The following is a 25,424-nucleotide window of genomic DNA, read 5'->3' as shown; positions in this document are numbered from 1 at the left end:
TCAGCAAGCCTTTCCGAACTGGGTTACAAGTCTAATGCCGATGCCACGCTCACGCGCATACGGAGTGCTTCTCGTGCTCCCATCGACAGAGGTCCCTCCCCGTCGCATCTTCTCGTATGATTCAAGTATTCCGGCTCACGCCCCGACATAGCGAGAACCTCCAGAACTTCGTTGTATTGATGCTTTTGACCAGAAGAGAGGAGTTGCCTACTGGAGCCGGTACGGCGCTATGGCGGATTGTCCAAGCGGTTCTTACCGGAGTTGCGGATGTACAATTCATCCCGTGGTTCACCGAAACCTCCATTGCAACTTGAAGCATGTCATTTGGTTCAAAACTATAGGAATGCACTACTACAATGCAACAGGAAACTGTTGATTGCTCGTTATCGAAGTCGATAAGGAGCAATTCGAATCCGCGGAACTCGCGCGGCTATCAAATCTGAGATGAGTGCGGCGGTCATTGGAGCACCGGAAATGCCCATGTGGCCATGCCCGGTTGCGAAAAAGACAGAAGGGTGGCGAGGGTGACGGTCGATCAACGGAAGACTGTCCGGTGTGGATGGCCGCACACCCACCCAATCTCGCATTTCGCCTAACGGAATATCAGGTAGCATGGTCCTGGCAGACACCTGTAACTTCCTGCTTTGACGCGGGTCCGGCAACACGTCAGGCGCCTCGAATTCGGCTATGCCCACGACTCGCAGTCCTTCGATCAAAGGAGTTGCTACAAAGGCTGAAGCAGCATCTGTAACGGGGCGACTGATGGCGTTGGCGACGCCTTTCATAGTAACATGGTATCCGCGCTCGCTTGCTAAGGGCAAACAGACTTCGAGCGAGCGCGCTAGATCTCGGCTAGCAATACCAGCAGCAATAACGACATAATCAAAGGCTTGCGCTCCCAGGCTCGTCTGCAGAGTCACAGTGCTGGAGCCGGGCTCTACGGCGAAGACCGTTGCTTTTTGTACCTTGCTACCCAGCGCATTCGCCCTTTGCATCAGTCCTTCGACCAGCCCCACCGGCGACACTACGTGGCCGCTATCGGGAAAAAAGATGCCGCGGCGATAGTCGCGAGACAGCTTCGGCTCCAGTTCCCGTACGTCTTGACCCGTGATCCTTTCGAACCGGACGCCTTTTTCGAGACGCATAGCATCAACAATCTCGTCCAAAGGGCCTGCAAGCTCGTCTCTGAACACGTGCATGGCGCCATTCATTCGGAAATGGCGGTTCCAATCGGGCTCGCCAAGCATCTCACGATAGAGAGCCGCGCATTGGGAGTTCAGCGCATGTAGCCCGTCGTAAGCTGCCTCCCACTTCCTCAACCGTCCGGTGTTGAGGAACCGGATTAACCAGGGAAGGACCCGAGCAAACTCCCGTGGCGCTATGCGAACAGGACCATTGGCTTTGACGACCCATTTGATGGCTTGACGGACAACACCCGGATAAGCCAGCGGGAGAGAAGAGCCCGCATTGAATTGCGCTCCATTCCCCCATGAGCATCCATGTCCGACATTTCCTTTCTCAAGCACCGTGACTCGATATCCCTCACGGGCAAGCGCAAGGGCGCAGCTCGCGCCGATCACACCCCCGCCGATTAACGCCACAGATTGATGCTCTTTCATTGTATTCACTTCCAACGCGCTTCTGTTTAGCTAGCGGCTAAATCTTAGGTATAACAATTGCCGTCCGCGACGCAGGGCAGCCCCGGCTTAGGCTCCCGGCGCTGCGTGCCAAGTACCGTTGAGCTCACTCGACTCAGACCGAATGCAGAGTCGGATGGGTCGCTTAAGTTCGCGGTCCACTTGCTTTGTCGGCCGAGCTGGCGTCAAAAGTCGGTGTCGCCGGCCGAAATCCGCGCCCTGTTGCGCGTGTTTGCGATCTTTCACGGTGCTCAGAATTTCTTCAACCAATCGCCAACTTTCACCGGTCTAAGTGGCAAGCGGGGAACTGGAGGCTTGAATTGATCCGGTTCTTTTCCGACTGCCGTTGCCAACAAGGCAAGGACCGTATGCATGCATGTGCGACCTTGACAGCGCCCCATGCATACACGCGTTTCCGCTTTCAACGCGTTCAAGTCTTGGACACCCTGGCAAAGCGCGTCATTGATTGTAGCTAGCGAGACATCTTCGCAGCGACAAACGATAGTGTCATCTGTTAGCGGTCGCTGGTCGAGTGATTCCTTGACGGTTAACTCCACCACAGCGGATCTGAACTTTTGGAGGCGGCGCCATCTCCACTTTAGCCTCGAAAGTCGCCTCAGACGACCGCGCTCGCCAACGTCTTTTGAGGCAGCAATAGATATTGCAACAATCTCCCCCTCCAGCAATGAGTTCTCCACGCCGGAAGCTGTCACGCAATCGCCGACCGCGTACACGTGAGGTATGGTCGTCTCAAAATCCGCGTTCCGCTTGGGAGACCAAACAGACGTTGACGGTTCCCACTCGATCTCACAGCCAGCACGTGACGCCAGTTCGATATTGGGAAGCAAGCCATCGTTGACGACTATCAGGTCAACATCCAGGCGCTCCTCGGAAGGCGGCAGGCCTTCGGCGAAGCGACGCGTTATGACGCCAGTCACTTTCGCGTCTCCGATGACATCAGTGACACGATAATCACTGAGCATCCTAATCCGATAAAGCTTGAGCATTAGAAGGTAGCCCACTCCCCGGAGAAAGATGTCCGGTCTCCGCATCAAGCGCAACAGGGCGTTGAATGTTACCCGCGGTCGGCTCGGAGCGCAGACAGCAACAATTTTTACCCCACACCTCAAAAGGCTTGTCGCTGCCAGTAAGCAAAGGGGATTTGCGCCCACGACAACGACGCGGGATCCAGGAAGAACGCCACTCGCCTTCATCAGGTTTTGCGCCGCTCCAGCGCCAATGACGCCAGGAGTGGTCCAACCAGGAAAGGGTATAACTCGCTCCCGAGCCCCCGTCGCAATAACAACATTTTCACCCTGGAGTTGGGTGATGCTCCCACTGAATGCAACGGTAAGAGTTCGATCTGCCGATATTTCAACAACGGTCGCCTCGTTCAAGACTTCTACACCGCACCTGCCCAGTGTGGATAGGCTAGTATGGATGTATCGCGCCCTTCCAAATCGGGGTGCTAAGATCCCCCCGATTCGCCTCACGCCGGCATGTCGGAAATATTGACCGCCTATCCGAGGCTGATCGTCTATTAGCGCGACTTTCAATCCGGCTTCAGCAGCCATACGAGCGGCAGACAAACCTGCAGGACCCGCACCGACGATTACAACGTCATACATCATCGTGGCTCTCCGCATCGGTTACGATACGCATCCCGTCACAGATCTCAGTGAGGCAAGCCCGTACACCGCGCTGGCCGTCTATGGCGACTGTACACTCCCAACAAACACCCATCCCACAGTAATAGCCGCGTGGCAGTTGTAGGTTGAATGAACGTCTTATCCTCAACGCACCAATTGTGAACAGCAAACCGGCTACTGTGTCACCCGCAACTGCCGACATGCTGTGGCCATTGACAAATACTTTGACAGCGGCGGCGGTATCGCTCGCCCCCAAGCGCTTAAAAGTTCTCTTGTCCGCTTTAGACATTTTCCGGAAGCCTCAGAGAGTTTTTGAACATTGGCGTCGCGTGGCCACATATTGCATCGGCCGCCATCCGACCGAACAGGGGACCTAATGTGAATCCGATGTCACCGGTTAGAATGATCCAGACCCGAGCATTATCATCGATGCTGTCCAACACCGGGCCATAGCTGAATGCCGTTTCAGAAAATCCAGCCCAGCTCCGTACGAGGAGAAGGGATTCCAGGCCAGGCACAACTTCACATTGTGCCTGCAGATTTTTCTGGAGCTCATGTACGTCAATGTCAGCAGCATTGCTTTCGAGACTTCCGACGCCGGAATATCCACCGCCAAGAATGCATGAGCCGTTGGCAAATTGCTTCAATGTAAACTTGCCACCAGCATGGGTAGTTACTGATCCCTTCATAAACTGAGAAGTACGTTCAGTTACCGAGAGGATATTGACCTTCAGGTCAGTTGGAACCGACCGTCCGAACATTCGCGAGACCTCGGTGTTCCATGCTCCCGCTGCGATGATGACGTAATTCGCTTCCACGGCATGGGAGTCGGAAGTAACAAGCTTGGTCGTCATGTTGGCGCTTTCAACCGCTTGGACGTGCGATGCAATTCGCAGGCCGCCCAGGCGATCGAACGCATTCATCAATGCCATGCGCGTTCGCAAAGGGCTCGCCATACCATCGTAGGGACAGTAAGACGTCGCTCGTACGTCTTGTGAGAACCAGGGGGTCCGCTTCCGGACGTCGGGCCCTTCGACAATTTCACAATCCACACCGTGGAATTTGAGTTCAACACGGCGCTGATGGAGCGCCTCTATCTGATCATCGTTACATGCAACGCGATAACCACCAGCCCTCATGTAGTTGGTTGCACCATTCAGGCTCTGGTCGAGCTCCGCCCAGACTCTGATTGCGGCGAGACAAATGTCTTGGATTTGCGGAACCTTGTTTTGAAGGGCAACCGTTCCAGCGTTGATCCACGACGCCGCCTTACGAGTACCACCGTCCTCGACCACCGCAACTTTCAGGCCGTTCTGCAAAAGAGAGATGCCTGCAGTCAACCCCGCAATCCCTCCGCCGATGATCGCGACGTCAGCTTTTACGTTGGCCCATTCCCGCGTCAGTATCGTCATGGCTTAAACCTTTTCCCAGGAGGATGAGGACTTGCGGTCTCATGGTGCGCATCGTCAAAAACGGCTTGCGTCAGCGCGCTACTGATAATCGACCAACACATCGCTCGGCAAAGCCACAACATTGAATTATGACAAGTAATCATTGAACCATATCATGACCGCGTGTCGACGCAACTGATTTCTTCCGGCTGCACATATTCCATATGTCCCGATGGATCCAACAACCGCCCCTCCGCTGTGTTCTTGAACCAGTTCGCGCGGTTGATCGTCAGCGGCGGGCATCTTCACCCCCACGCTGTCTTCGAACTCAAGGCTGGTGCACTTGAGAAATTACGTGGGCGAAACCCCCAAACCCCGCAGTTATCCTACAATACCGGGTTTTGAGTCCTATCGTGCATGAACAGCACGACGATGGCCGCCGCCGTCACACGCGTTTCAAGAATGACGTGTCCGGCGGCTCTGGGAGTTCGAAGGCTGGCAAATTTTTGAGTTGCGCGAGCGCACGTAATTGATATAGTGCATACGTCACTTGACATGGTTCAAAACAATAACAGAGGAGAACTACAATGAAACGCTGGATTAGTGCGATTGCGGCTGCCTTGATTGGAGCGGCGACTTTGCTTGGGCCGGCCACCCTACCAGCCCGCGCTGAGGATCCGTCGCTGGTGCTTAACCGCATTAAGGAGAGTGGGAAGCTGAAGTTTCCAGTCATGACCTCCGAGGAGCCAGGTTACATCAAGGATCCCCGTACGGGTGAATGGGGCGGCTTTTACGTGGACTGGGGTCGGGATATCGCCAATATCCTCGGCGTCAAACTTGAGTATGTTGAAACGACCTGGGGCAATTTGGCCGCCGATTTTCAGGCCGGCAAGTTGGATCTTGCGGTGGCTCTCAATCCCAATCCGCGTCGCGGTCTCGTCATCGACTACGTGCCAGGATCCATCGTAGACGGCATTTGGGCGCTGATTGTCCGCCCAGATTTTGCGCCGAAGACTTGGCGCGAAATGGACACCAAGGACAGTCGTATTGCGGTGCAGAAGGGTAGCACCATGCAGGTGATCGCGGAGTCGGTTGTTCCCAATGCTACCATCGTGGTTGTTGCTACACGGGACCAAGCAATCCTTGAGCTCCAGTCCGGCAAGATCGATGCCATCATACTCGGAGACCAAGATGCAGCTCTTCTTCATTCCAAGGGGCTCGGCAAGGCTTTGGTCCCTACTCCCGTGCTGCGTAATCCCGCCACGATCGGTATCCGGCGCGAGGCAGGAAATGAGGGCTATGCCAACTTCTTGGCCAACTGGATGTCGCAGCAGAACTCGCTGGGTCTCTCCTGCTCGCGCATCACTCGCTACATGCTCGAGCGCGGCATCGATATGAAGGTGGTTCCTCAGTCCGGAAAATACTGCTGATTGGCATAAGGGCCAACCGTTAAGCAGTGAGCTCGTCCCGTTGAGACACTGTCGGATTCTATCGCTTGTCGAGGCAATCTTCCCTCGCAGTTGTTTCAGAAACCGGCGTGACGAGCAGATGGAGCCTTGGCCCCAAGAACCGCGCGGGCACGCCGCCATTGTGGTGGCCTTGCCCGCGCCCTCCCGCGATGCGGATCGGGGTCCCGGAGCGGATATCCGTTCCGCCTTAGTCCGCGGGCTGGGCATCGCTTAGTCAGTGCATTTTGCATTTTCGTGTCGGAAGCGGACAATCTGCTGCCTAACAGTTTCCTTCCCCGTTGAGGAAAAGACCATGAACTTCGATATTTCCCTTGTTCTAGCCAATTGGGACCTCTTGGCCTTCGGCCTGCTCGTCACCTTGAAGTATACCGCTTACACGTGCGCGATCGGGCTCGTGATCGGCCTCTTCGTAGCGCTGCTTCAACTCACCCCCTGGCTCCCCTTGCGTTTGCTTGGGCGCGTGTGGGTCGAATTTTTTCGCAACATACCACTGCTCGTGCTGTTGCTGTGGACGTACTACGCGCTGCCGATCTTTCTCCAGATCCAGATCAGTAAGGAAGTTGCAGGCATTCTGGGGCTCGGGTTCTATGCCAGCGGCTTCTATGCGGAAATCTTACGCGCCGGTGTCCAGTCGATAGATCGCGGCCAGACCGACGCCGCCGTCGTGCTGGGCATGAGCTACTTCCAGCGAATGAGGCGGATCATACTGCCACAGGCCCTGCGCCGCATGGTGCCGCCGTTGGTCGGCCAGACCATCATGCAGCTCAAGAACACCACGCTGCTCTCTGTGCTGACCATCCCGGATCTGCTTTACCAAGCGGGCTACATCTCCAGCACTACCTACCGGCCGATGGAAGTTTACACGGTAATCGGCATTCTCTTCATCCTAATTTTGTTTCCTCTAAGCGCCCTTTCGCGCCGCTTCGAGCGCCGGGAGGCCGCGTAATGACCAAAAAATCGAACGATGTTATATTGAGCGTACGCGGCATCCAGAAGTCTTTCGGCAAGCAACATGTGCTGCGCGGTGTCGATTTCGACGTCCATCGCGGCGAGGTGGTCTGCCTCATCGGCGCCAGCGGGTCCGGCAAGACCTCACTGCTCCGCTGCATGAACCTCCTCATGGAACCAGACCAAGGCGAGATCCTCATCGAGGGTGCGCCACTGTTCCGTCGCAATGGACGCGAACGGCTAAGGTTGTCCAGTTCTAAAGTTAGTGCCGTCCGCATCAAGACCGGCATGGTGTTCCAGAGTTTCAATCTCTTCCCCCACCGGACGGCTTTGGAGAACATCATCGAAGCGCCGATCGTGGTGAAGAAGGTTCCCCGCGCCGACGCTGAGGCGCAGGCGCGTGAGCTTCTCAGCCGCATGGGCCTTCCCGATGCCGGAAACAAGTATCCTTCGCAGCTGTCGGGCGGGCAGCAGCAGCGTGTCGCCATCGCCCGTGCGCTTGCCATGCAACCAACCATCATGCTGTTCGACGAGCCGACGTCGGCCCTGGACCCGGAACTGGTGGGTGAAGTCCTCGCCGCGATTCGCCAGCTGGCCGCCGAGGGTATGACTATGGTCATCGTGACCCACGAGATAGGTTTCGCTTACGAGCTGGCTGATCGGGTGGTCTTCATGGACCAGGGTGTGATCGCCGCGGACGGTCCTCCGCGTGAACTCTTACTCTCGGGCGACAACGCGCGCCTTGCGGCATTCGTCAGCCGTTTCACGGAGCAGGCCCGCCTTCTAAGCCCTCTCGTGGCGGCGGCAGACGCCTCGTCAATCGCAACTCCATCAAAGGATAGCAAATCATGGCCAACATAAAGCTGGCGTAGTCTCGCCGATTGTCCGCTCGCTCAACCTGCCTGCACAGTCGTAGGCGAGGTCGCAGATAGAAGATGGCCTTAACGCCATCGAAGCACGGGTGCGGACTCAACCTGTATCAACGGACTTCCTCACCACCTCAATTGACCTGTCCCGGCGGCCTTTGTCCGACTGGCGTCTCGTCACGTTCTTCCAAGCAAAGGAATAAATAGATGTACACCAAACTGGCCCTGCTCATTGATGGCGAATGGATCGAAGAAACCAATGCGGGGAGCCAATCCGTTCTCAATCCTGCTACGGAGCAGCCTCTTGGCAGATTGCCTCATGCTGGCAAACCGGAGCTTGACCGCGCACTCGCTGCCGCAAGCCGAGCCTTTGAAACCTGGAAGCGCGCTTCACCTTATGAGCGCGGCCAGATCATGCGCCGCGCTGCGGACCTGATGCGCGAGCGAGTAGACCATATTGCCACTGTGCTGACCCTGGAGGAGGGAAAGACCTTCGCGGAAGCGAAAGGCGAGATCACGGCTGCGGCTGAGTTTTTCGACTGGTTTGCTGAAGAAGGCCGGCGCAGCTATGGCCGCGTCATCCCGGCACGGATGGCCGGCATGCGCCAGACGGTCACGCAGGAGCCGGTTGGCCCCGTCGCCTGCTTCACGCCGTGGAATTTCCCTGCGGTAACGCCAGCCCGTAAGATTGCTCCCGCCCTTGCCGCCGGGTGCACGTGCATTATCAAACCCTCTGAGGAGACACCTGGCACGACATTGGAAATCGCCCGCGCGCTTACCGATGCGGGTCTACCCAAAGGTGTGCTGAACGTGGTCTTCGGAGTTCCCGCGGAAGTCTCTGAATATCTCATTCGCTCACCGATCATTCGCAAGATCTCCTTCACCGGATCCACTCCGGTGGGGCGTCATCTTGCTTGTCTGGCAGGGGAGACCCTGACGCTCGCCACCATGGAACTCGGCGGCCACGCTCCAGTGATCGTGGCGAAGGACGCCGACATCCAGAGAGCGGCGGAGCTCTCCATGAGCATTAAGATGCGCAACACTGGCCAAGTCTGCACGTCGCCGACGCGCTTCTTCGTGGAACGTCCTGCATACGAGGAATACCTGGAATACGCACGCGCCTTCGTTGAAAAACAGGTGGTGGGTGACGGGTTAAACCCGGGCACCACCGTCGGCCCAGTCGCAAACGTGCGACGCATCGAAGCCATGGATGACTTGATCTCCGATGCTCTGTCTCATTCGGCCCGACTGATCGCTGGTGGTGAACGTCTCAAGGGTCCGGGCCTGATGTATAGCCCAACAATCCTGGCGGACATGCCTGGGCAAGCTAAGGCCATGACACATGAACCGTTCGGCCCACTTGCTCTGGTGCAACCTGTTGATGACCTCGATCAAGCCCTCGCACGGGCGAATGCATTGCCCTATGGTTTAGCAGGATATGCGTTTACCGGCTCGGCTGCGGTCGCCAATCGTATCGCAGAGGAACTTGCAGTTGGGGTCATCGGAATTAACCAGATGGTTGTCACAATACCTGAGACGCCCTTCGGCGGCATAGGCGACAGCGGCTGGGGCCGCGAGGGCGGCGTCGAGGGGCTCGAAGCATACACTGTTAAGAAATACGTCGGTCACCTTCATCTTTGAAGGCAGCTGACGAAAGGATGCGAATAGGAGCGCGGTATATATGAACTTGGAGAGGACATTTTTGGGCTGGCAACCACGCCAGCTCGCATCCGAAGGGCCGCGCTACCTCGCTCTGGTCTATGCACTAGAGCAAGACATCTCCGATGGTCACCTGTCCGACGGTGACCGTCTGCCACCACATCGTGAGTTGGCTCAGCGGCTAAGCTTATCCGTGGGCACCGTTGCCAAGGCCTATCAAGAGGCCGAGCAGCGGGGCATCATAAGCGGTCGCGTCGGCCAGGGTACGTTTGTTCGCCGCCGTGCCATGAGCCGTCCCGATGGGGCTGCGCCCCGTGAGCCTGTGAACATGGCACTGAATGTGCCCGCCCACGGTCGAGAGACGGAGGTGCTTTCCGGGTTGTTTAGCGAGTTGTCGCGGAATCGCGACCTTGCTCAACTTCTGGACTATCATCCCCACGGCGGTATCCGCGAGCACCGCGAGATCATTGCCGCGTCTGTTTCAAGCGGTTCATTTACAATCGATCCCGCACGACTTTTGCTTTGCAATGGCGCGCAACACGCGCTCGATATTGCAATTCGGCTGGTTGCAAGTCCAGGCGACAGTATCCTTGTAGATAGCCTCACCTACTCCGGCTTCAAGGCTATCGCAGCCGCAAACCATCTAACACTTATTCCCATAGCCATGGACGGCGAGGGTGTCGATCCAGATGGCCTCGAGGCAGCTTGTAGGTCCTCGGGTGCGAAGGTCTTCTACTGTATGCCGACCTTGCAGAGCCCGACAGCCCGCACGATGAGCTTGCAGCGTCGGCGCCGTATTGCGGAATTGGCCGATAAACTGGACCTGACGGTCATTGAGGATGATGTTTATGGCTTCTTCGTGCCGGAAAGGCCTGTGTCGCTCACCGAGCTCATTCCTGACCGCAGCTTCTACGTAACGTCCTATTCAAAATGTGTCGCGCCCGGGTTCCGGCTCGGCACCCTGACTTTGCCGTCGGCATACACACAGCAAGCTGAGCTTCTGCTCCACGCCTCGTCCTGGTTCGTCGCACCCATTCTCAGTGAGATGGCTGTTAGGCTCATCGAAAACGGTCAACTGGATGAACTGGTCAGAGAGCGTCGACATCAGGCCAAGGAACGTTATCGGATGTTTTCCGACATCTTTCCAACGGTAGAGCCACTTGAATATCCTCCGTTCTATGGCTGGCTGCCCCTGCCCTCTGAATGGTCGGCGAGCAGTTTCGCCTCTGCCGCGCGCCGAAAGAACATACTCGTCACTCCTCCCGTCGCGTCCTCGGTCGACGAAACCGATCCCGGAGCGATCCGCGTTTGCTTGGGCGGATTGAAAGATCTCAACGACCTGTCAGATGCGCTGTATACTCTCAATGAAGTTATTACCCGCCCGCCACCCAACGTGTTCTCATTTGCCTAGCACTTCTGTGGTTGCCGCCCGTAATGCAAGAAGTTTTTGTCCATCTGAACGTGTGATCGAGGGCGGTCTTCTGTCAGGCCTTTGATTGCGGCATTTCGAGAGACCGCTGGCCGGTATGGTGATCTGCGGATCAGTTCCAAATCTACTTTCCGAGCTGTAAAGCTCATAGTGCTAACTGGTTTTCCTGATCCAGATCGGTTCGATCATTGCCCCCATTCAGGTCATCGACTTCTCACACCTCTTTCACCAGTATCAGCGTATTCGGCGGGGCATGTATCATGCCATCGCCGACAACGCTTGCTCCGGTAATCTTCCTGTTTCTTCAGCATGGCCCAAATTTTCCGTGCCATCTTGTTCGCCAGTGCAATGGCGACGAGCATTTTTGGCTTGCGCATCAGCATTCGGGCAAGCCATGAGCCTGATGCTGGCGGTTTACGGTTTGCCGCTCTTACACGCGACATTGCGCCGATGATCAAAAGCCTGCGTATGTCAGCCTGCCCCGCCTTCGACACGCGGCCGAGCCGGTCCCTTGCCTCCAGAAGAGAACTGTCGTGATACAAGTCCAAGCCAGGTTGCAAAATCGCGCCCAGACCGGAAAGTCGTCATTGCTGGTGTAAATGCCTCAACCGCCAGCGCGATCATGGGACCGACACCCGGCATCGTCTGAAGACGTGTTGCAGCGATACTGCCTCTGGAGACATCGGTAAATTGTGCCGTCCTGGTTTCGATACGGGCTTTCTTCTCTGCGATCTGCGCGAGCAAATCGCGGCATTCCTCCCGCACGACATCCGGAAAGTCTATCGTTGCATCACGGATGATTGCATCAATGCGCTTGATATTGGCGATGCCCTGCGGAACGATCTGCCCAAATTCGTAGAGAACGGCACGCAAGGCATTCACCAGTTCGGTACGCTGATGAACAAGCCGCTCTCGCCCCCCGGAAAAGCACTGCTCTCGCTTGTTGATCCGGCGTTTTCGGTTCTAGCCCAACTGACGGATGGTGGCATTCGCCCGTTTGCCGAGCTTGATATAGAGCTGCACAGCTCTCATGCGGTCTTCGTACGAATACATGAACTATCTCCTGTTAGTCCAAGAATTCGTCCGCACCTCCTTCTGGGGAGAATTCACTCGGCATTGACAAGGACAAAACCAAAATATCATTCGCTGCGTTCCTGGCGATCGCGGCGGCGAAGATCTGGCTGCCTTACTTTGTCAACACGACCTAGCTAAATGCTTCTAGGGTCTGCTTGCCGAGGTGCATCAGTGCAGGATTGAGATTATTTGCGCCGATCATCAAAGGCAGCCCACCAAAAGTCGTTGAGGCCGATCAGTGAAACGCACGGGAGTTGGGGCGTGCGGCGCGCGACTAAATCGCATAGTAGCGAGGCAGTCATGGGTGCGCCGCTTATTCCCATATGACCATGCCCGGTCGCGAATAGAATGTTTGTATGATCGGGGTGGAGCAGATGATTGGTGGGCTGTCCGGTGTGGAAGGTCCCACACCAATCCAATTGCTCACCTCCGCGTCCGGTAGACTTGGAATCATTTTGCGTCCGCAGGCGATCAGTTCGTCTCACCAAGGAATGTTACGGAGCAGTTCACGCGGAGCGAGACCGACCGGTCCATTCGCATTGGTCAACCAGCTCAGTGCACGCCACGCGATCCCGGGATGGGCCATCGGAAGAGTAGAACCTAAGTTGTATTGCGCACCGTTGGCCCCAGAGCAACCGTGTCCAATACTTCCTTCTTCAATGAGAGTAACGTGATGCCCATCTCGCGGCAGCGCAAGGGCACAACTCACCCCTATTATACCACCGCCGATTACAGCCACTTTACGGGCCATGGACAAATCCTGCTTCTCAAACCGCGAGAGCCATGAAATCTCGGCACCCTACATGGCCTGCCTTGGAGACGGCTATCACGACAACAAGAGCGTCGTCATGATAGCCGCATAGGAACCCTTTTTTAGGCGTCAATCATCTTCAGGCGACGCAATTCCTCACGCAGCTTTCCGATGAGCGCTTCGTTGGCAGGCAGATGCGGAAGCCTTATTTCGCCGCCGGGCCGCCCCAAAAGTTTCATCGCCGCCTTCACCGAGACGAAGGCGGGAGCGCCAAGTGTAGGAAGAAAATGATAAAGCTGATCGATCAACTTTTGCGTCTTGTAAGCTGTGGCGCTATCGCCACCGATCACGGCGTGATAATATGAAACCATATTGGCAGCACAAATATTGGAGATTGTCGATACGACCCCAACCGCACCACGCGGCAGCACGCTGCTAGCATAGGGCTCCAGACCCGTAAACACCGCCAGCTTGTCGCAAACGCGGTAGATGATCTCGCTCGCCGCGTAGAGGTCTCGGTTGCTGTCCTTAAAACTTACGATTTCTTCTGCTTTAGCGATTTCCGCCACCATATCAGCATCCATATTAACCCCCGTCCTCGGCGGGTTATTATAGACCATGATCGGAAGCCCCACACCGGCAAGCGTGTGGAAGTAGTTCACCACCTCGTTGCGCGAAGCGAAGATGCCGCCCGGCGGAAGAAGCATACATCCGTCGACACCTACGGCTTTCGCAGTTCGGGTAAGCGCCAGGGCCTCACGGGTGCCAACTGCGGAAGTGCCGGCGACTACCGTTATCCTGCCGGACGACGCCTCTACTGCAACCTCCCAGACGGTTGCACGCTCGGCGTCCGACATTGAATACCACTCACCCGTGCTACCGGTAACCACGACGCCTCTCACGCCCTCGCTGATGTAGAGCTCGATCAGGGCTTTAAAGGAGGCCTCATCGAAAGATCCATCTTCCGTAAACGGTGTTACCATCGCAGGAAAAACGCCATTCCAATCTGTTCGCAGTGTCATTTTTAAACCTCCAGTTAATTGAATCAGGTGATATGTGTTATATCACTTATGGGAGGCTGGTCAACCGACCGCTTGACGAGAATCTGATGTTTGATGTATCACTTTTTACGTAGTCTGCGCGTCACCGGCGGATCCACATAGTGTGCCACGATCTTCGCGCTCTCAAAAGAAAGTTGCGCCAGGGCGTTCAGGAGGTTTTGATCTCGATGTCTCAGATGCGTCTCGTTGTTGTCGGAGCGGCCGGGCGCATGGGCCGGATGCTCATAAAGACTATTGCCGAAGATCCAGGCTGCACCCTCTCGGGAGCGATCGAACGGCCTGGCAGCGCTGCTGTTGGTCAAGACGCAGGGGTCGTTGCAGGGATGTCGAGTTGTGGGGTTCTCGTAACTAGCGAAACTGGATCCGCCTTCGCCGAGGCAGACGGCGTGTTAGATTTCACTACGCCGGAAGCAACCGTAGAATATTCATCACTCGCCGCCCAAGCAGGCATCGTCCACATCGTCGGCACCACCGGAATGGAGCCCATTCATTTCTCCAAGCTGGAAAGGGCAGCAAGAACTATTCCCGTCGTCCAATCTGGCAATATGAGCCTGGGTGTCAATATCCTTGCCGCTTTAGTCGGAAGAGCTGCAGCTATCCTTGATAAAGAGTGGGACATCGAGGTTCTTGAGATGCATCATCGGATGAAAGTTGATGCACCTTCCGGTGCAGCTTTGTTGCTGGGAAAGGCGGCGGCCGCTGGACGGCAAACGATATTGTCCGATCATTACGTCGCAGGCCGTGATGGTTACACTGGCTCCCGGACTGTCGGCTCAATCGGCTTTGCCGCCTTGCGCGGCGGGACGGTCGTTGGCGATCACAAGGTCATCTTCGCCGGCGCCGGCGAGCGGATAGAGTTGTCACATATCGCTGAAGATCGCGGCCTCTTCGCACAAGGGGCCATCAAGGCCGCATTTTGGGCGCGCAACCGTGAACACGGTCTATATACTATGTCCGACGTACTAGGGCTGGACGGGCTTTAGCCATGCACTCGCCCTCACATAGACACCCGCCACGCGGCGCCTCTATTAGATCGCAAAATTGTAATATCAAATATCATTCGGCTGAAGGCAGATGGTCGGGGACGGCACCTCCACAGTGAGGGGGGCACTTCCGTACATTATTTCATCCGCATCAATTGACGGCCTCTTGATTCCTTCAGATTTCTATAGAAAAGCTGACAAACGTGTAGACGACTGCGACTCCGCTTCGCCCCCCGACACCGAATGTTCTTTGGTATAAATAATACCGGTTCTAGGGGATTTAGTGGTCACGGATAAAGGACTTCCAACTTGCGGACTTCATTACCGGATCTTCAAATAGATGGTCGGGGAGATACTTTAGGAGAACAGGTTTATTCACGGCTCAGAGAGGCAATTCTGTTGGGTGTTTTAAAGCCTGGGCAAAAGTTGAGTGTTCGTGCGCTGGCTAACTCTTTGAATGTCAGTCTGACGCCAACCCGCGACGCTCTCGCGAGACTCATCGCTGAGGACGTTGTTAAACAAGGTCCAGATCGGACGGTTTTTGTTCCAGTCCTTGATCTTGGTGAGATTAATGAAGTATTTGATCTACGTTGCTTACTAGAGAAACGACTTGCTGAGCAAGCCGTTGCAAATTCACTAAAATCGCTCGCACCTATGCTAAGAAAAATCCAGAACAAGCTTGTTCTGTCAATTGAGGATCACGACTATAAGCGCGTGGTGGCGCGCAATTTCGAGTTCCATTTTACGCTCTACGCTGCAGCAAACGCCAAGGTCACTGTCAAGCTGGTGGAAAATTTATGGTTGCGCGTTGGTCCTATGCTGAACCTACTTTACCCCGAGTTCGATCGAACGCGGTCAGGCGTTCGGAAACACGCAGCGATCTTAGAATGTGTCGAAAAGGGTGCGGTCCAGGAGGTTGGGATGGCTATTCAGTCGGACATTTTAGGTGCCAAGAGCGAGCTTATTAGGGTCGTGTCGTCGCTGATGACCTCTTCAAGGTAGGCACGCCATGTTCAGCGCCACCTCACTAGGGCGGGTTGCTGTTTACCGGATTCGGAATTTTCAAAGTTCGTGATTTGTGATTGAACGAAGCCGCTTGCGCGGCATTTGGAGCGCGGGATTTGCATGATGCGCTTCTGATTTGAAGGATTGGGCTGTTTTAGCCCAACCTTTGAACAGGAGATGACGATGACAGAGATAAGCCCGCTGCGCCGGCGCATGATCGATGACATGACGATCCGCAATCTTTCGCCAGCGACGCAACGATCGTATTTGCATGCGGTGACGAAGTTCTCGCGCTATTTCGGGCGATCGCCAGACCGTCTTGGACTGGAAGACGTGCGCGCGTTTCAGGTGCATCTGGTCTCATCGGGCCTATCATGGCCGGCCTTGAACCAGACAGTTTGTGCCCTCCGATTCTTCTTCGGCGTCACGCTTGGTCATGCCGAGATACCGGAGCGCATTGCCTATGCCCGGACACCGGCCAAGCTGCCTAGGATCCTCAACGGCGACGAGATCGTGCGGTTTCTGGAAGCTGTTCCAAGCCTGAGGACCCGCACCGCACTGACAACCGCTTATGCGGCGGGGCTGCGCGCCTCGGAAGCTGTCCATCTCAAGGTCCGCAACATTGATGGCGAACGCGGCATCATCCGCGTCGAGCATGGCAAGGGCGGAAAGGATCGCAACGTCATGCTGTCAGCGCAGTTGCTGGCGATCCTGCGGGTCTATTGGCGGCTGGCGAGACCCGAGGTCTGGCTGTTCCCGGGCCGGGGCGAGACCAAACCCATCGACGTCCAGGTTCTGTATTCTGCCTGCCGTTCGGCGTGCACTGCTGCCGGCATCGACAAACGTGTGACGGTGCATACGCTGCGCCACAGCTTTGCTACCCATCTTCTGGAAAGCGGAACCGACATCCGCATCATCCAAGTTTTGCTCGGCCACAACAATTTGTCCACCACGGCACGCTACACCAAGGTTTCCAATACCCTGATCCGCAGCACGACCAGCCCGCTCGACCGGCTGACGCTGGAGGTGGTGCCGCCAAGCTGAGTAAGCTTCGCCATGGCGGCGGGACTGGAGGTGGCGGATATTTTTCGCCGCCACGGGGAAAGATATCGTCAAACCCATGACACCCATCTCGGGCGTGTCGAACGCCGGGTCATGAGTGCGGTCGAGATGTGCCGGACCGCTCGCCTGGGCGGGCATGTCCAGCAATGTCAGGACTGCGCAGCGTTCCGCATCGCCTATAATTCCTGTCGCAACCGGCATTGCCCAAAGTGTCAGGGACAAGCGAGCCGTGACTGGCTTGTTGCCCGACAGGCCGATCTTCTGCCTGTCGGCTATTTCCACGTGGTCTTCACCCTCCCGCAGCAGATCGCCGCAACCGCCTTCCAGAACAAAAATGCCGTTTACACGATCCTGTTTCGCGCCGTCGCCGAGACGTTGCCCAAGCTTGCTGCCGATCCCAGGCATCTGGGTGCAGAGATCGGCTTCATCGCGGTGCTGCACTCCTGGGGACAGAACCTCCATTATCACCCACACATCCACTGCATCGTGCTGGGCGGCGGATTGTCGTTCGATCAAACCCGCTGGGTGACTTGTCGGAGGAACTTCTTCCTGCCCGTGCGGGTGCTGTCGCGTCTGTTCCGGCGACTGTTTCTCGAATACCTGAAGCAGGTTCATGACGAAGGCCAGCTTCAGTTCTTCGGCAGCATCGCGAGCCTGGCCGATCCAGCCGCATTCACTCGCATGATCAGAGAAGCGCGGCGCGTCAATTGGATCGTCTATGCCAAGCCGCCCTTTGCTGGACCCGAACAGGTGCTGGCCTATCTCGGCCGCTACACCCATCGCATTGCCATCTCCAACTCCCGGCTCGTCAGCATCGATGGCGATCGCGGCACATTCCGATGGAAGGATTATCGAACGGGCGGCAGGCAAAAGGTAATGACGCTCGATGCCAACGAGTTCATCCGCCGTTTCCTGCTTCACACCGTTCCGGACGGCTTTCATCGCATTCGTCATTACGGCCTGCTTGCCAATGGCCATCGGCAACTGAAGCTGGGCCTGTGCCGCAGCCTGCTCGACGTCCCGCCGCCGGAGCAGCCGATCAAAGAGCCGCACGCAAAGCCACCACCTTTGGCGCGCCGCTGCTCCTGTTGCGGCGGAATCATGACGATCATCGGCGCGTGGACCCCGCTCCAGCCAGTATGGAACGACAGCTCATTATCATATCAGTGGCGGCATCATTGCAACGATCAGCGTCGGCATGCCGAGAGGCCGCGTGGCGAGTGCTTTTGCCGATCGTGCCTGTGCGACGTAAAACGCAACGGCATCAAGGGTCCGGTCGATGCAAACCAGCCGAGAGGCCAGTCAACGACACCGCAACGACTACCAACAATCTCCTCCCAGGCCTGTGCACGCGTTCCGGCAAGGCTCGCCCCTGCCAAACGCCATCCACTGCTTCGGCGAAATCCCCATAGCGCCAAACAACCCGCGCCTTCGTTCAATCCGGTTTCAATGAGGTCCGATCAGTGAGTGCCGCATCCCCAGCGCCCGGACCTCACAGAACCCTCCAGATTCACTTGGCCCATGGAAGGAGAACGTCATGGGCAAGCCGCATCCGATCGAGTTGCGTGCGCGTGTTGTAGCGTTTGTTGAGGAAGGCAATAGTCACCGGGAAGCCGCTCGACATTTCCGGGTTTCGCCCAGATTTGTGAACAATATGGTGATCCTGAAGCGGGCGTCCGGTGCACTTTCTCCGGCCAGGCAGGGGCATCTGGGCGGCGGCAAGCTGGTGGGACATGAAGAATGGGTTCGGTCACGCCTGGCAGAGAACGGCGATCTGACGCTGAACGAATTATGCGTCGCTTTGGCAGGGCGTGGTGTCTTGGTCGACCGCTCTACGGTCAGCCGGCTTCTGCATCGGCTGGGGCTCAGCCATAAAAAAAAGCCTGCAGGCCGCCGAGCAGTTGCAGCCGCAGATCGCTCGCGCGCGTGATCTGTGGATCACCCGGCGCAAGCGATTCCTCAACAAAGCATTGGCGCAGTTGATCTTTATCGACGAGACCTCGACCAATACGAAGCTGACCAAGAAAACGGGATGGTCGCCAAGGGGAAAGCGCTATCGTACCCATGCACCGTTCGGCTCGTGGAAGACCCAGACCTTTATTGCCGGCCTGCGCTGCCATAGTTTGACGGCACCCTGGATCGTCAATAGGCCAATGAACAGCAAGATCTTCGAAACCTGGGTCGAAACCCAGCTCGCGCCGACCCTGTCGCCGGGCGACGTCGTGATCCTCGACAATGTCGCCTTCCACAAAAGCCAGAGAGCCGAGGAGCTGGTAAAGGCCCGAGGCGCCTGGCTTCTCTTCCTGCCGCCCTATTCGCCGGACCTCAATCCCATCGAGATGGCCTTTTCCAAACTCAAGGCTCTGTTGCGAAAACGCGCAGCACGTACCTTTGATGCCCTCTCAAACGCTCTTAGGGACATCTGCGATCTCTTCTCCGTCACAGAATGCCGCAATTTCTTCAAAGCAGCAGGATATGAGGCGGAATAGATGCAAAGTGCTTTAGGCGGCCTTACCGTGGGCTTACCTTCCAGACCACATGGTGAGACGTGGATTCCTATGTCGAGGTGTCAGGCGAAATGGTCCGGGCGGTGATAGATTTACCTGCGAGGATTCCGTGCACGGTTCAAGGTATCCAAGACCAAGAAATCGGTTCAGTTCAAGCGACAGAATCAACATCAATTGGCCGGCTGGAGAGAATATCGTTAAGGGTGTGAAGTACTTGAGTAAGTGTTTTTGTGTCCTTGGGCGCGCCTAGGCAGATACGAACCGCACCGGGCTCGCTTTCTCTGACTGCGGAAGCACCCGGAGGCGTCACGAGAATTCCACGGCTACCTGCGGCAGCAGTAAATTGACCTGCCGCCCACTCGGTGGGAAGCCGCAGCCATCCGTAAAATGCAGGGCACTTAAGTTTTTCCGCATTTGAAAAAGTGTTGAAGAAGACACTATATCGCTCTTGTGCCTGCTTTCGCCGTTCGCGTAGCAGGTCTTCCAAATTGCCGTCTCGAAGTAGCCGCACAACCGCCTCGCTAAAAATTGGAGACGCGTACCATGCGGAAGCATGCAAGAGGAGATTCAGCTTCATGAATGTACGGCCTAGGCACGGTCAATGTGCCCAATCGAAAGCCAGGCGTAATACATTTCGAATAAGAAGTCGTGTAAAAGGTGCGTGTTGGCGCCAACGAGGCGATTGGCACAGGGCGCTCGCTAAAGAAAAAACCGTAGACATCATCTTCTATGACAGTCAGGTCCAACTCCTCAGCGACTTCGGCGATTTGCTTACGCCGGGTCAGGCTCATGGTCCGGGCAGTCGGGCTTTGCAACGTCGGCATACAGTACAGAACCCGCGCCCTGGATTGGTGAAACACCTGCCTCAGGGACTCTGGATCAAGCCCTTCAGCGTCCATCTCAACGGGAATCAAGCGTAAACGGCTTGCTGCTGCGATTGCCTTGAAGCCGGAATACGTAAATGAACCAACAAGAACACTATCGCCGGGCTCTGTGACAAGACGCAACGCGATATCCAGTGCATGCTGAGCACCGTTGCAGAGGAAAAGATGCGCCGGTTCAATCGTGAAATTGCTATTTGATAGTGACGCTGCAATGATCTCACGGTGCTTCATGATTCCGCCGTGAGGATGAAAGCGCAGCAACGGCCTGAGCTCGTTTTCCCGCGTCACTTCGGCGAACAGCCTAGACAAAATCCGCACCTCGCTTCCTTCTACGGGTACATTGAGTGAGAGATTTACTGGTTCATATTTTGTCACAAATTGGGGCTGCTCAATCAGACGGCGGCGAACAAACGTTCCCTGCCCAACTCGGCTGTTAATTATCCCACGATGCTCAGCCTCCTGGTACGCTTTACTAACCGTCCCTACGGAAAGGCTGAGCTCACGGGCCAGATTACGGTGAGGTGGCAGACGATCGCCCTCGGACAGCCGACCGTCCGCGATGTCTCGTTCGAGAGCAGCGACTAATGCAAGGTAACGCGGACCTTCAGATGCTAGATGACCTGGCCGCCAGCTCAAACTTCCCTCGTCCAGACCCATGTTCCCTGCTCCTTGCACTTGATACCAGCCGCGTCCGACGTTAAGTTGATGCACTTATTATCGTACGACATCGGATTCCAGTCCTTCCGTGCCGCCATTTCGACCGCGCAGCTATCGCCAATGCGGCCGAATGCTGGTGAGGAATGTTTGACAGCACATGGATGATGTGATCCTGCCAACCTCCATCAGTCCTGGTCTGTGATTCGCCATTGCGGAATACCTGTAACGGCATATCCGGCGAAATCATGCGCAGACCCTCCCTCCTGTTCTATATCATCAACAGATTGTACCAATGCAAGTGAGTACATGCGCATCAGACCGCTTTTGCTCGCTCAGGACCGAGAAGGGCTCTGTGGGGTTCTACGAGCTATTGCGCACGATATAGATCGGCCTGCGTAATTTGCGTCTTGGCAAAAGGTGCGACCTGAGTTGGACGGATAATTACTTCCGCTTCATCGAGAGGCGTATCCAGAAACACTTGCTCGGCAACGCCCCCTCAATAACCTTTTTGACAGACGGTTTTTCGCATGACCCCTGGTCCCCGTGCTTTTTTTTTGCAGAGCGCTGACGGCCCCTCACCTCGTCAGGTTGGGCGCGACGTGGCAATAATTCACTCCCAGCAGCCTATGCCCCGCGCAGGGGTCATTTCGTGATATGGCTCATGACACGTATGGTTGACGCAGCTTCGGCGGGGCGTAATCAGTAAGGCACGAGCGTCCCGAGGCCCAGTTGTTCAGCAATCTCGAAAATTACAGAACCTACAGCGACGTCCTGTATTGCAACGCCGAGATTAAAAACCACAATGCGATCAACGTTACTACGTCTTCCCGGAAGCCTGCCTGCGACGACGCTGCTCATGGATCCTGCTATCCGCGAGATATCAGAGTAAGGAGAGCCCGTAGTCTTGATGTAGCTGTTAAATTGTTGCACATCGTCAGCCAAGAGTAGATCAGAAGCGGTGGTTATATCCTCTGACCACCCGCAAACATGAACTGGGAGAACCAAACTGCCCTCTCTAACCCAAGAGAATTGAAATGCCACATCTTCCAATCGACTTGTGGCGGTCACGACGACGTCAGCGCCGCGAATCGCAACCTCGGCATCTTTCACAGGGATTATTGTTGCTTTTGAACCAACCGCTTCAGCCAGAATGCGCACAGCGTTGTCATCTATATCAACGACGTGAAACACTGCTGTAGGATGGACTAACGAAAGCATTTCTACGTGGTAACGACCCTGGATGCCCGCACCGACGACCGCTATCTTTTCCACCGGGCTCGGCGCAAGATATTTGGAAGTGATAGCCGACACTGCGGCAGTGCGAACTGCTGTAAGGTAAGCGGCGTCCATCACACAGACTGGTAGCCCTGTATCTGGATTGCTCAACAGCAATAGTCCTATGATGTTTGGCAGCCCCAGCTTATAATTGCTGGGGTAGCTAGCAATCCATTTAAGGCCGGCTCTGCGCGATATAGGGAGCCAACCGGGCATTGCGTGCATCAAGGCATCGTTTCTTGGATGTATGCCTATCTTAGGCGGGTTCTCAGACGCGCCATTGGCGTGGTGACGAAGCGTCTCCTCGATAATATCCAACGCTGAGGCGAAGGGCAGTCTCGTTTGCGCGACGTCATTTCGACTTAACCATCTTACATGTGGCTGGTTCATAGTACTGCCTAGTGTTACAGTTGTTTTCGGCTATTGGGTCCCGCGCGGGAATACTGGCAAGCCCAAAAACCGGGCCGCCCGATACATTGTTGTCACTGCACTGATGGTGCTTTGGATCAATGTGCGCCTTCGAACTGCACTGTTTCGATTGCTGTCCGTATATCGGAAAGTAACAATGGTCGTTTTGGCGCCAAGGCCTTGTTGTTCTTAGCGATGTACTGAAGGAATTCCTGATCGTAAATGGTCACGTAGCTCAGCTTCCCTATCTCAGCTGAGGAGAGCAGTGGGATTGATGAAAGGTCCACAACGGCGCGCGGCTGCAAACGCAGAAGGGCGTCGTAAATTGAAGTCTTGTATTCTCTCTGCACGTCGGCCGTTGCGATAATAGCCATCGACAACGGCTCAATTCGGTGTCCGATCTCTGCCGGGCGCAGTAGTGCAACTTCTTTGTGATCCAAGGAACGTGTCCGCCTTCGAAAGTTCTTTGGATCGCGCGTTACCACTACGGTGCCTCTGAAGCGTCCTCTTACGCTACTCCGGATCAGGCCTTGGCCAAGCATGCCAGACCCAACGACGTAGAGACGATCGCACTGCTCTCCATTTGGAAATCGAGCAGCTACGAATTCGCGGACTATTTCATCGTAGTCCAATGACGCCTTAAATCCCTGTCGCTCGCGGGCTGCGCGCCCGATTTTTATTGCTGCTTTTCCAATATTGAAAATGTTGAAGTGGGGACCAAGAGGCTCGATGGCTTTCTCCAATTGGTCACTGATGTAGCCCTCGCCAAAGATCTGGGAGTGAGCACCGGATGCAATCTCGGCGAGACGGATAGCAATATTGTCCGCACCCGCAATGCGTTTGCACGGCAAGCCTAAAAATATTGGCCCGGCGACATCTCTGATTGCTTCCTCTTCGCCATATATTTCAAGACGCACGCAGGTCGAGATCAGAAGAACCCCACTTTTAGCGAGGTTCAGCGACAACGGCTTCACCCTCGCCGACTGCTGCGCTATCGTTAAAATGTCAGATTCGGCTGAATCAGCGAAGTAACAAGCTAGCATATTTGTCGTCCCTTACGTCGAATGACGCCTTTTCGCGGTGGAAGCGAAGTGCTTCGGAACTGCACTGACCGGTGCTTTGTCATAGCTTTTGCTCGGTTTGCTTGAGCCGTCGTCCATCCGAATTGTGAGACGCGCTTGCAAGGTCTCGCGCGGGTATTTTAGGATTCCGAGCACACTATCGTCGAGACCGAGCTGCCTGGCTGCATCAGTAAGGCCTCTTTGCACCTGAGTTAACATTGATTGGGCTGCCATTTGATCTACTCCTTATTTCGCGCCGTGCTGAGCTCGACGCCGAGAGCATTTGACGACTATCGCGCATGGGTGAGTCTCGAACCGGCACCTCGCCGTGTTCCACGCAAAGATTGCCGGCAGCTTCCGCCACCGCATACTCTCAGCAAGATACGTGCCAACTTTGGACTTGAATCTAGGAAAGGCGGATTTGGCATAAAGTTCAAAGGCGAATATGGACTGAACTGTCGTCGGACCAATTGAGAAAATGTCCTGGAGGTGACAAAAGTCATGGGAGTTGTCACGCATGATCAACGACCCTGCCGGATGCTAGGCAAGATCCGGGTCCATCAGTTGGACCATTCAACTCGCCCCTCAAATCCTCCCGCGGCACTTGGGAGGCGTTTCGTACAAATGCGCAACTTGTGCAAAATGCATGGCGACGGCAATTTGCGGATTATCTATTAAAGGCCGTGTGTTGGAGAAATGCCGCTGAGAACATCAGCGCGTCGATCCGTCGATTTCGATCCCGTACCGGCGGGTACAGGAAGGGTAAACCTTCAGTTCTGAACCCGAGCTAGGGAGTTGTCTCAATCAACATGCGGCCCAACGTGACGAAGTCAGCGACGGGAAGACCCGTGTGCTTTCGGGCCGAGTCAATCGCGAGCGGGAACCCTATGCACTCGAACACTAACACCGCTATGGAGGGGTTTGCCGGTAGCAACGCGCTTGTGGCGGCCATCACGTCTCTATTGAGCATCTCGGACGAAATGTCTGGTACGTGCGCAGCAAATTCTCGCCAAGAATCTGAGCCTTCAATGCCGCCTATTGCAACCGGGGTGTCTGCGGAACTCCAGCCTGCCGAATTAAAGTGGCGCTCCTGGAGCTTTGTCGCGTCGTAGGTTAGCAGACCTATCGATCGTCCAGCCGGCAACAGCCTCGCCATGAAAGGGACAAGAATCGAGCTTGATAGCCCGACTGGGATCGATACAGCGGAGGCCACGCCACCTTGAGTAGCCATCGACGGGCTTAACATCCCTAAGGGTGCTGTGGCCAGCGATGCTGCATGGCGGATGAGGAGTGCGCTACGCTCGATCTCCATGCTGGCCTTGGCATAGATCGAGCCGGATTCGCGCATGATCCAGAGGATCAATTCCGCGCCATTCTGTTCGAGCAGGTCGGCGGATTTAGACAGGATGCGCGCCCGCCCGGACGGCAATGTCTTAGCCCAGATTTTTTTGCGCTGCGCGTGCCTCGGTGGCAGCACGGACGATATCGGCGGCGCCACCAACGCCGACCGAGGCGATCACCGCGCCGTGCGAGAACGCGTTTCGCTTGGCAGCCGTCGCCTCGTGCGCTTTCAGGTCGGCGCGGCGGGCGTCCGAAATCCTCGTGCGCTTTTCATTGCAGGCTACGCGAAAGTGCTCGCGGTTCACTC

The 25,424-nt window shown here is 55.9% G+C and carries 22 protein-coding genes and 2 pseudogenes; 11 read left to right on the top strand and 13 right to left on the bottom strand.

From position 1 onward, the window contains the following. Window positions 1-383: 383 nt before the first annotated feature. From ACZ9EJ_RS23995 to ACZ9EJ_RS23980, 4 genes are all read right to left on the bottom strand, one after another. Window positions 384-1,619 (bottom strand): NAD(P)/FAD-dependent oxidoreductase, encoded by a 1,236-nt coding sequence (locus ACZ9EJ_RS23995; protein WP_046635063.1) that lies wholly within the window; start codon window positions 1,617-1,619, stop codon window positions 384-386. Between the two features lie 269 nt (window positions 1,620-1,888). Further along, window positions 1,889-3,265, bottom strand: a complete 1,377-nt coding sequence (locus ACZ9EJ_RS23990; RefSeq protein ID WP_080955889.1) for an FAD-dependent oxidoreductase — start codon at window positions 3,263-3,265, stop codon at window positions 1,889-1,891. Further along, window positions 3,258-3,575 carry a (2Fe-2S)-binding protein gene (locus tag ACZ9EJ_RS23985; RefSeq protein WP_080951310.1) on the bottom strand — a complete coding sequence of 106 codons (318 nt, stop codon included), beginning with the start codon at window positions 3,573-3,575 and terminating at the stop codon, window positions 3,258-3,260. The genes ACZ9EJ_RS23990 and ACZ9EJ_RS23985 overlap by 8 nt, the downstream gene beginning before the upstream one ends. Further along, window positions 3,568-4,698 (bottom strand): NAD(P)/FAD-dependent oxidoreductase, encoded by a 1,131-nt coding sequence (locus ACZ9EJ_RS23980; protein WP_046635059.1) that lies wholly within the window; start codon window positions 4,696-4,698, stop codon window positions 3,568-3,570. Before ACZ9EJ_RS23980 ends, ACZ9EJ_RS23985 begins: the two co-directional genes overlap by 8 nt. A 566-nt stretch (window positions 4,699-5,264) precedes the next feature. On the opposite strand from ACZ9EJ_RS23980, the gene ACZ9EJ_RS23975 reads away from it, so the two are divergent. The 5 genes from ACZ9EJ_RS23975 to ACZ9EJ_RS23955 all read left to right on the top strand — a co-directional run bounded on the left by ACZ9EJ_RS23975 (window position 5,265) and on the right by ACZ9EJ_RS23955 (window position 11,030). Further along, window positions 5,265-6,107 carry a transporter substrate-binding domain-containing protein gene (locus tag ACZ9EJ_RS23975; RefSeq protein ID WP_046635057.1) on the top strand — a complete coding sequence of 281 codons (843 nt, stop codon included), beginning with the start codon at window positions 5,265-5,267 and terminating at the stop codon, window positions 6,105-6,107. Between the two features lie 331 nt (window positions 6,108-6,438). Then, window positions 6,439-7,092, top strand: a complete 654-nt coding sequence (locus tag ACZ9EJ_RS23970; protein ID WP_046635055.1) for an amino acid ABC transporter permease — start codon at window positions 6,439-6,441, stop codon at window positions 7,090-7,092. Continuing rightward, on the top strand, window positions 7,092-7,955 hold the full coding sequence (locus ACZ9EJ_RS23965) for an amino acid ABC transporter ATP-binding protein (RefSeq protein WP_046635053.1): 864 nt from the start codon (window positions 7,092-7,094) through the stop codon (window positions 7,953-7,955). The genes ACZ9EJ_RS23970 and ACZ9EJ_RS23965 overlap by 1 nt, the downstream gene beginning before the upstream one ends. Before the next feature lie 212 nt (window positions 7,956-8,167). Next, a complete protein-coding gene (locus tag ACZ9EJ_RS23960) occupies window positions 8,168-9,601 on the top strand; it encodes an NAD-dependent succinate-semialdehyde dehydrogenase (RefSeq protein ID WP_046642470.1) in 1,434 nt (477 codons plus the stop codon). Between the two features lie 40 nt (window positions 9,602-9,641). Further along, a complete protein-coding gene (locus tag ACZ9EJ_RS23955) occupies window positions 9,642-11,030 on the top strand; it encodes an aminotransferase-like domain-containing protein (RefSeq protein ID WP_046635049.1) in 1,389 nt (462 codons plus the stop codon). 489 nt (window positions 11,031-11,519) lie between these two features. Here ACZ9EJ_RS23955 and ACZ9EJ_RS23950 read toward each other — a convergent pair whose 3' ends face one another. Next, the gene (locus ACZ9EJ_RS23950) at window positions 11,520-11,921 is read right to left on the bottom strand and encodes a transposase (RefSeq protein WP_476099971.1); all 402 of its coding nucleotides are present in this window, start codon (window positions 11,919-11,921) and stop codon (window positions 11,520-11,522) included. Window positions 11,922-12,172: 251 nt separating this feature from the next. Here ACZ9EJ_RS23950 and ACZ9EJ_RS23945 point away from each other — a divergent pair. Then, window positions 12,173-12,256: pseudogene (locus ACZ9EJ_RS23945) on the top strand (IS5 family transposase); the annotation flags it as partial. Window positions 12,257-12,603: 347 nt separating this feature from the next. On the opposite strand, the gene ACZ9EJ_RS23940 reads toward ACZ9EJ_RS23945, so the two are convergent. Continuing rightward, window positions 12,604-12,873: an FAD-dependent oxidoreductase gene (locus ACZ9EJ_RS23940; protein ID WP_245282870.1), complete on the bottom strand. Its 270-nt coding sequence runs from the start codon at window positions 12,871-12,873 to the stop codon at window positions 12,604-12,606. Between the two features lie 122 nt (window positions 12,874-12,995). After that, window positions 12,996-13,895 (bottom strand): dihydrodipicolinate synthase family protein, encoded by a 900-nt coding sequence (locus ACZ9EJ_RS23935; RefSeq protein ID WP_046635047.1) that lies wholly within the window; start codon window positions 13,893-13,895, stop codon window positions 12,996-12,998. 215 nt (window positions 13,896-14,110) lie between these two features. Here ACZ9EJ_RS23935 and dapB point away from each other — a divergent pair, with 215 nt between their 5' ends. The 5 genes and pseudogenes from dapB (at window position 14,111) to ACZ9EJ_RS23910 (ending at window position 19,473) form a co-directional block, all read left to right on the top strand. Beyond that, complete coding sequence (gene dapB / locus ACZ9EJ_RS23930; RefSeq protein WP_046635154.1) at window positions 14,111-14,917, top strand: 4-hydroxy-tetrahydrodipicolinate reductase; 807 nt, start codon at window positions 14,111-14,113, stop codon at window positions 14,915-14,917. Window positions 14,918-15,226: 309 nt separating this feature from the next. Continuing rightward, entirely contained in the window at window positions 15,227-15,919 is a 693-nt protein-coding gene (locus ACZ9EJ_RS23925; protein ID WP_080954243.1) for a GntR family transcriptional regulator, read from the top strand. A 186-nt stretch (window positions 15,920-16,105) separates the two neighbouring features. Continuing rightward, window positions 16,106-16,966: a tyrosine-type recombinase/integrase gene (locus ACZ9EJ_RS23920; RefSeq protein ID WP_046642472.1), complete on the top strand. Its 861-nt coding sequence runs from the start codon at window positions 16,106-16,108 to the stop codon at window positions 16,964-16,966. 12 nt (window positions 16,967-16,978) lie between these two features. Continuing rightward, window positions 16,979-18,139 (top strand): annotated as a pseudogene (locus ACZ9EJ_RS23915) (IS91 family transposase); the annotation flags it as partial. Window positions 18,140-18,521: 382 nt separating this feature from the next. Then, window positions 18,522-19,473, top strand: a protein-coding gene (locus ACZ9EJ_RS23910) for an IS630 family transposase (protein ID WP_255743295.1) whose coding sequence is annotated in 2 segments (ribosomal slippage) — window positions 18,522-18,857 and window positions 18,859-19,473 — 951 coding nt in all. Because the reading frame shifts where the segments join, the coding sequence is not laid out codon by codon here. 169 nt (window positions 19,474-19,642) lie between these two features. On the opposite strand, the gene ACZ9EJ_RS23905 is transcribed toward ACZ9EJ_RS23910, so the two are convergent. From ACZ9EJ_RS23905 to ACZ9EJ_RS23880, 6 genes are all read right to left on the bottom strand, one after another. Further along, window positions 19,643-20,068, bottom strand: a complete 426-nt coding sequence (locus ACZ9EJ_RS23905) for a hypothetical protein (RefSeq protein WP_476099969.1) — start codon at window positions 20,066-20,068, stop codon at window positions 19,643-19,645. Beyond that, window positions 20,013-21,032 (bottom strand): aminotransferase-like domain-containing protein, encoded by a 1,020-nt coding sequence (locus ACZ9EJ_RS23900; RefSeq protein ID WP_476099967.1) that lies wholly within the window; start codon window positions 21,030-21,032, stop codon window positions 20,013-20,015. Before ACZ9EJ_RS23900 ends, ACZ9EJ_RS23905 begins: the two co-directional genes overlap by 56 nt. Before the next feature lie 699 nt (window positions 21,033-21,731). After that, the gene (locus ACZ9EJ_RS23895; RefSeq protein ID WP_046635038.1) at window positions 21,732-22,697 is read right to left on the bottom strand and encodes an ornithine cyclodeaminase family protein; all 966 of its coding nucleotides are present in this window, start codon (window positions 22,695-22,697) and stop codon (window positions 21,732-21,734) included. 116 nt (window positions 22,698-22,813) lie between these two features. Further along, entirely contained in the window at window positions 22,814-23,689 is an 876-nt protein-coding gene (locus tag ACZ9EJ_RS23890) for a Rossmann-fold NAD(P)-binding domain-containing protein (protein ID WP_255743329.1), read from the bottom strand. An 874-nt stretch (window positions 23,690-24,563) separates the two neighbouring features. Continuing rightward, a complete protein-coding gene (locus ACZ9EJ_RS23885) occupies window positions 24,564-25,253 on the bottom strand; it encodes an aldehyde dehydrogenase family protein (protein ID WP_255737031.1) in 690 nt (229 codons plus the stop codon). Further along, complete coding sequence (locus ACZ9EJ_RS23880) at window positions 25,210-25,422, bottom strand: hypothetical protein (protein ID WP_046635034.1); 213 nt, start codon at window positions 25,420-25,422, stop codon at window positions 25,210-25,212. Before ACZ9EJ_RS23880 ends, ACZ9EJ_RS23885 begins: the two co-directional genes overlap by 44 nt. Window positions 25,423-25,424: the final 2 nt, after the last annotated feature.

The organism is Neorhizobium sp. USDA 3394 (genome assembly GCF_056280385.1).
The sequence above is the reverse complement of the archived record's forward strand: the minus strand, read 5'-3'. Positions and strand labels throughout refer to the sequence as shown.

What these genes read in the sequence shown, in the direction of transcription:
- ACZ9EJ_RS23995 (WP_046635063.1), bottom strand. Translation starts at nt 1,619, where the DNA reads ATGAAAGAGCATCAATCTGTGGCGTTAATCGGCGGGGGTGTGATCGGC.
- ACZ9EJ_RS23990 (WP_080955889.1), bottom strand. Translation starts at nt 3,265, where the DNA reads ATGTATGACGTTGTAATCGTCGGTGCGGGTCCTGCAGGTTTGTCTGCC.
- ACZ9EJ_RS23985 (WP_080951310.1), bottom strand. Translation starts at nt 3,575, where the DNA reads ATGTCTAAAGCGGACAAGAGAACTTTTAAGCGCTTGGGGGCGAGCGAT.
- ACZ9EJ_RS23980 (WP_046635059.1), bottom strand. Translation starts at nt 4,698, where the DNA reads ATGACGATACTGACGCGGGAATGGGCCAACGTAAAAGCTGACGTCGCG.
- ACZ9EJ_RS23975 (WP_046635057.1), top strand. Translation starts at nt 5,265, where the DNA reads ATGAAACGCTGGATTAGTGCGATTGCGGCTGCCTTGATTGGAGCGGCG.
- ACZ9EJ_RS23970 (WP_046635055.1), top strand. Translation starts at nt 6,439, where the DNA reads ATGAACTTCGATATTTCCCTTGTTCTAGCCAATTGGGACCTCTTGGCC.
- ACZ9EJ_RS23965 (WP_046635053.1), top strand. Translation starts at nt 7,092, where the DNA reads ATGACCAAAAAATCGAACGATGTTATATTGAGCGTACGCGGCATCCAG.
- ACZ9EJ_RS23960 (WP_046642470.1), top strand. Translation starts at nt 8,168, where the DNA reads ATGTACACCAAACTGGCCCTGCTCATTGATGGCGAATGGATCGAAGAA.
- ACZ9EJ_RS23955 (WP_046635049.1), top strand. Translation starts at nt 9,642, where the DNA reads ATGAACTTGGAGAGGACATTTTTGGGCTGGCAACCACGCCAGCTCGCA.
- ACZ9EJ_RS23940 (WP_245282870.1), bottom strand. Translation starts at nt 12,873, where the DNA reads ATGGCCCGTAAAGTGGCTGTAATCGGCGGTGGTATAATAGGGGTGAGT.
- ACZ9EJ_RS23935 (WP_046635047.1), bottom strand. Translation starts at nt 13,895, where the DNA reads ATGACACTGCGAACAGATTGGAATGGCGTTTTTCCTGCGATGGTAACA.
- dapB (WP_046635154.1), top strand. Translation starts at nt 14,111, where the DNA reads ATGCGTCTCGTTGTTGTCGGAGCGGCCGGGCGCATGGGCCGGATGCTC.
- ACZ9EJ_RS23920 (WP_046642472.1), top strand. Translation starts at nt 16,106, where the DNA reads ATGACAGAGATAAGCCCGCTGCGCCGGCGCATGATCGATGACATGACG.
- ACZ9EJ_RS23905 (WP_476099969.1), bottom strand. Translation starts at nt 20,068, where the DNA reads ATGAAGCTGAATCTCCTCTTGCATGCTTCCGCATGGTACGCGTCTCCA.
- ACZ9EJ_RS23900 (WP_476099967.1), bottom strand. Translation starts at nt 21,032, where the DNA reads ATGGGTCTGGACGAGGGAAGTTTGAGCTGGCGGCCAGGTCATCTAGCA.
- ACZ9EJ_RS23895 (WP_046635038.1), bottom strand. Translation starts at nt 22,697, where the DNA reads ATGAACCAGCCACATGTAAGATGGTTAAGTCGAAATGACGTCGCGCAA.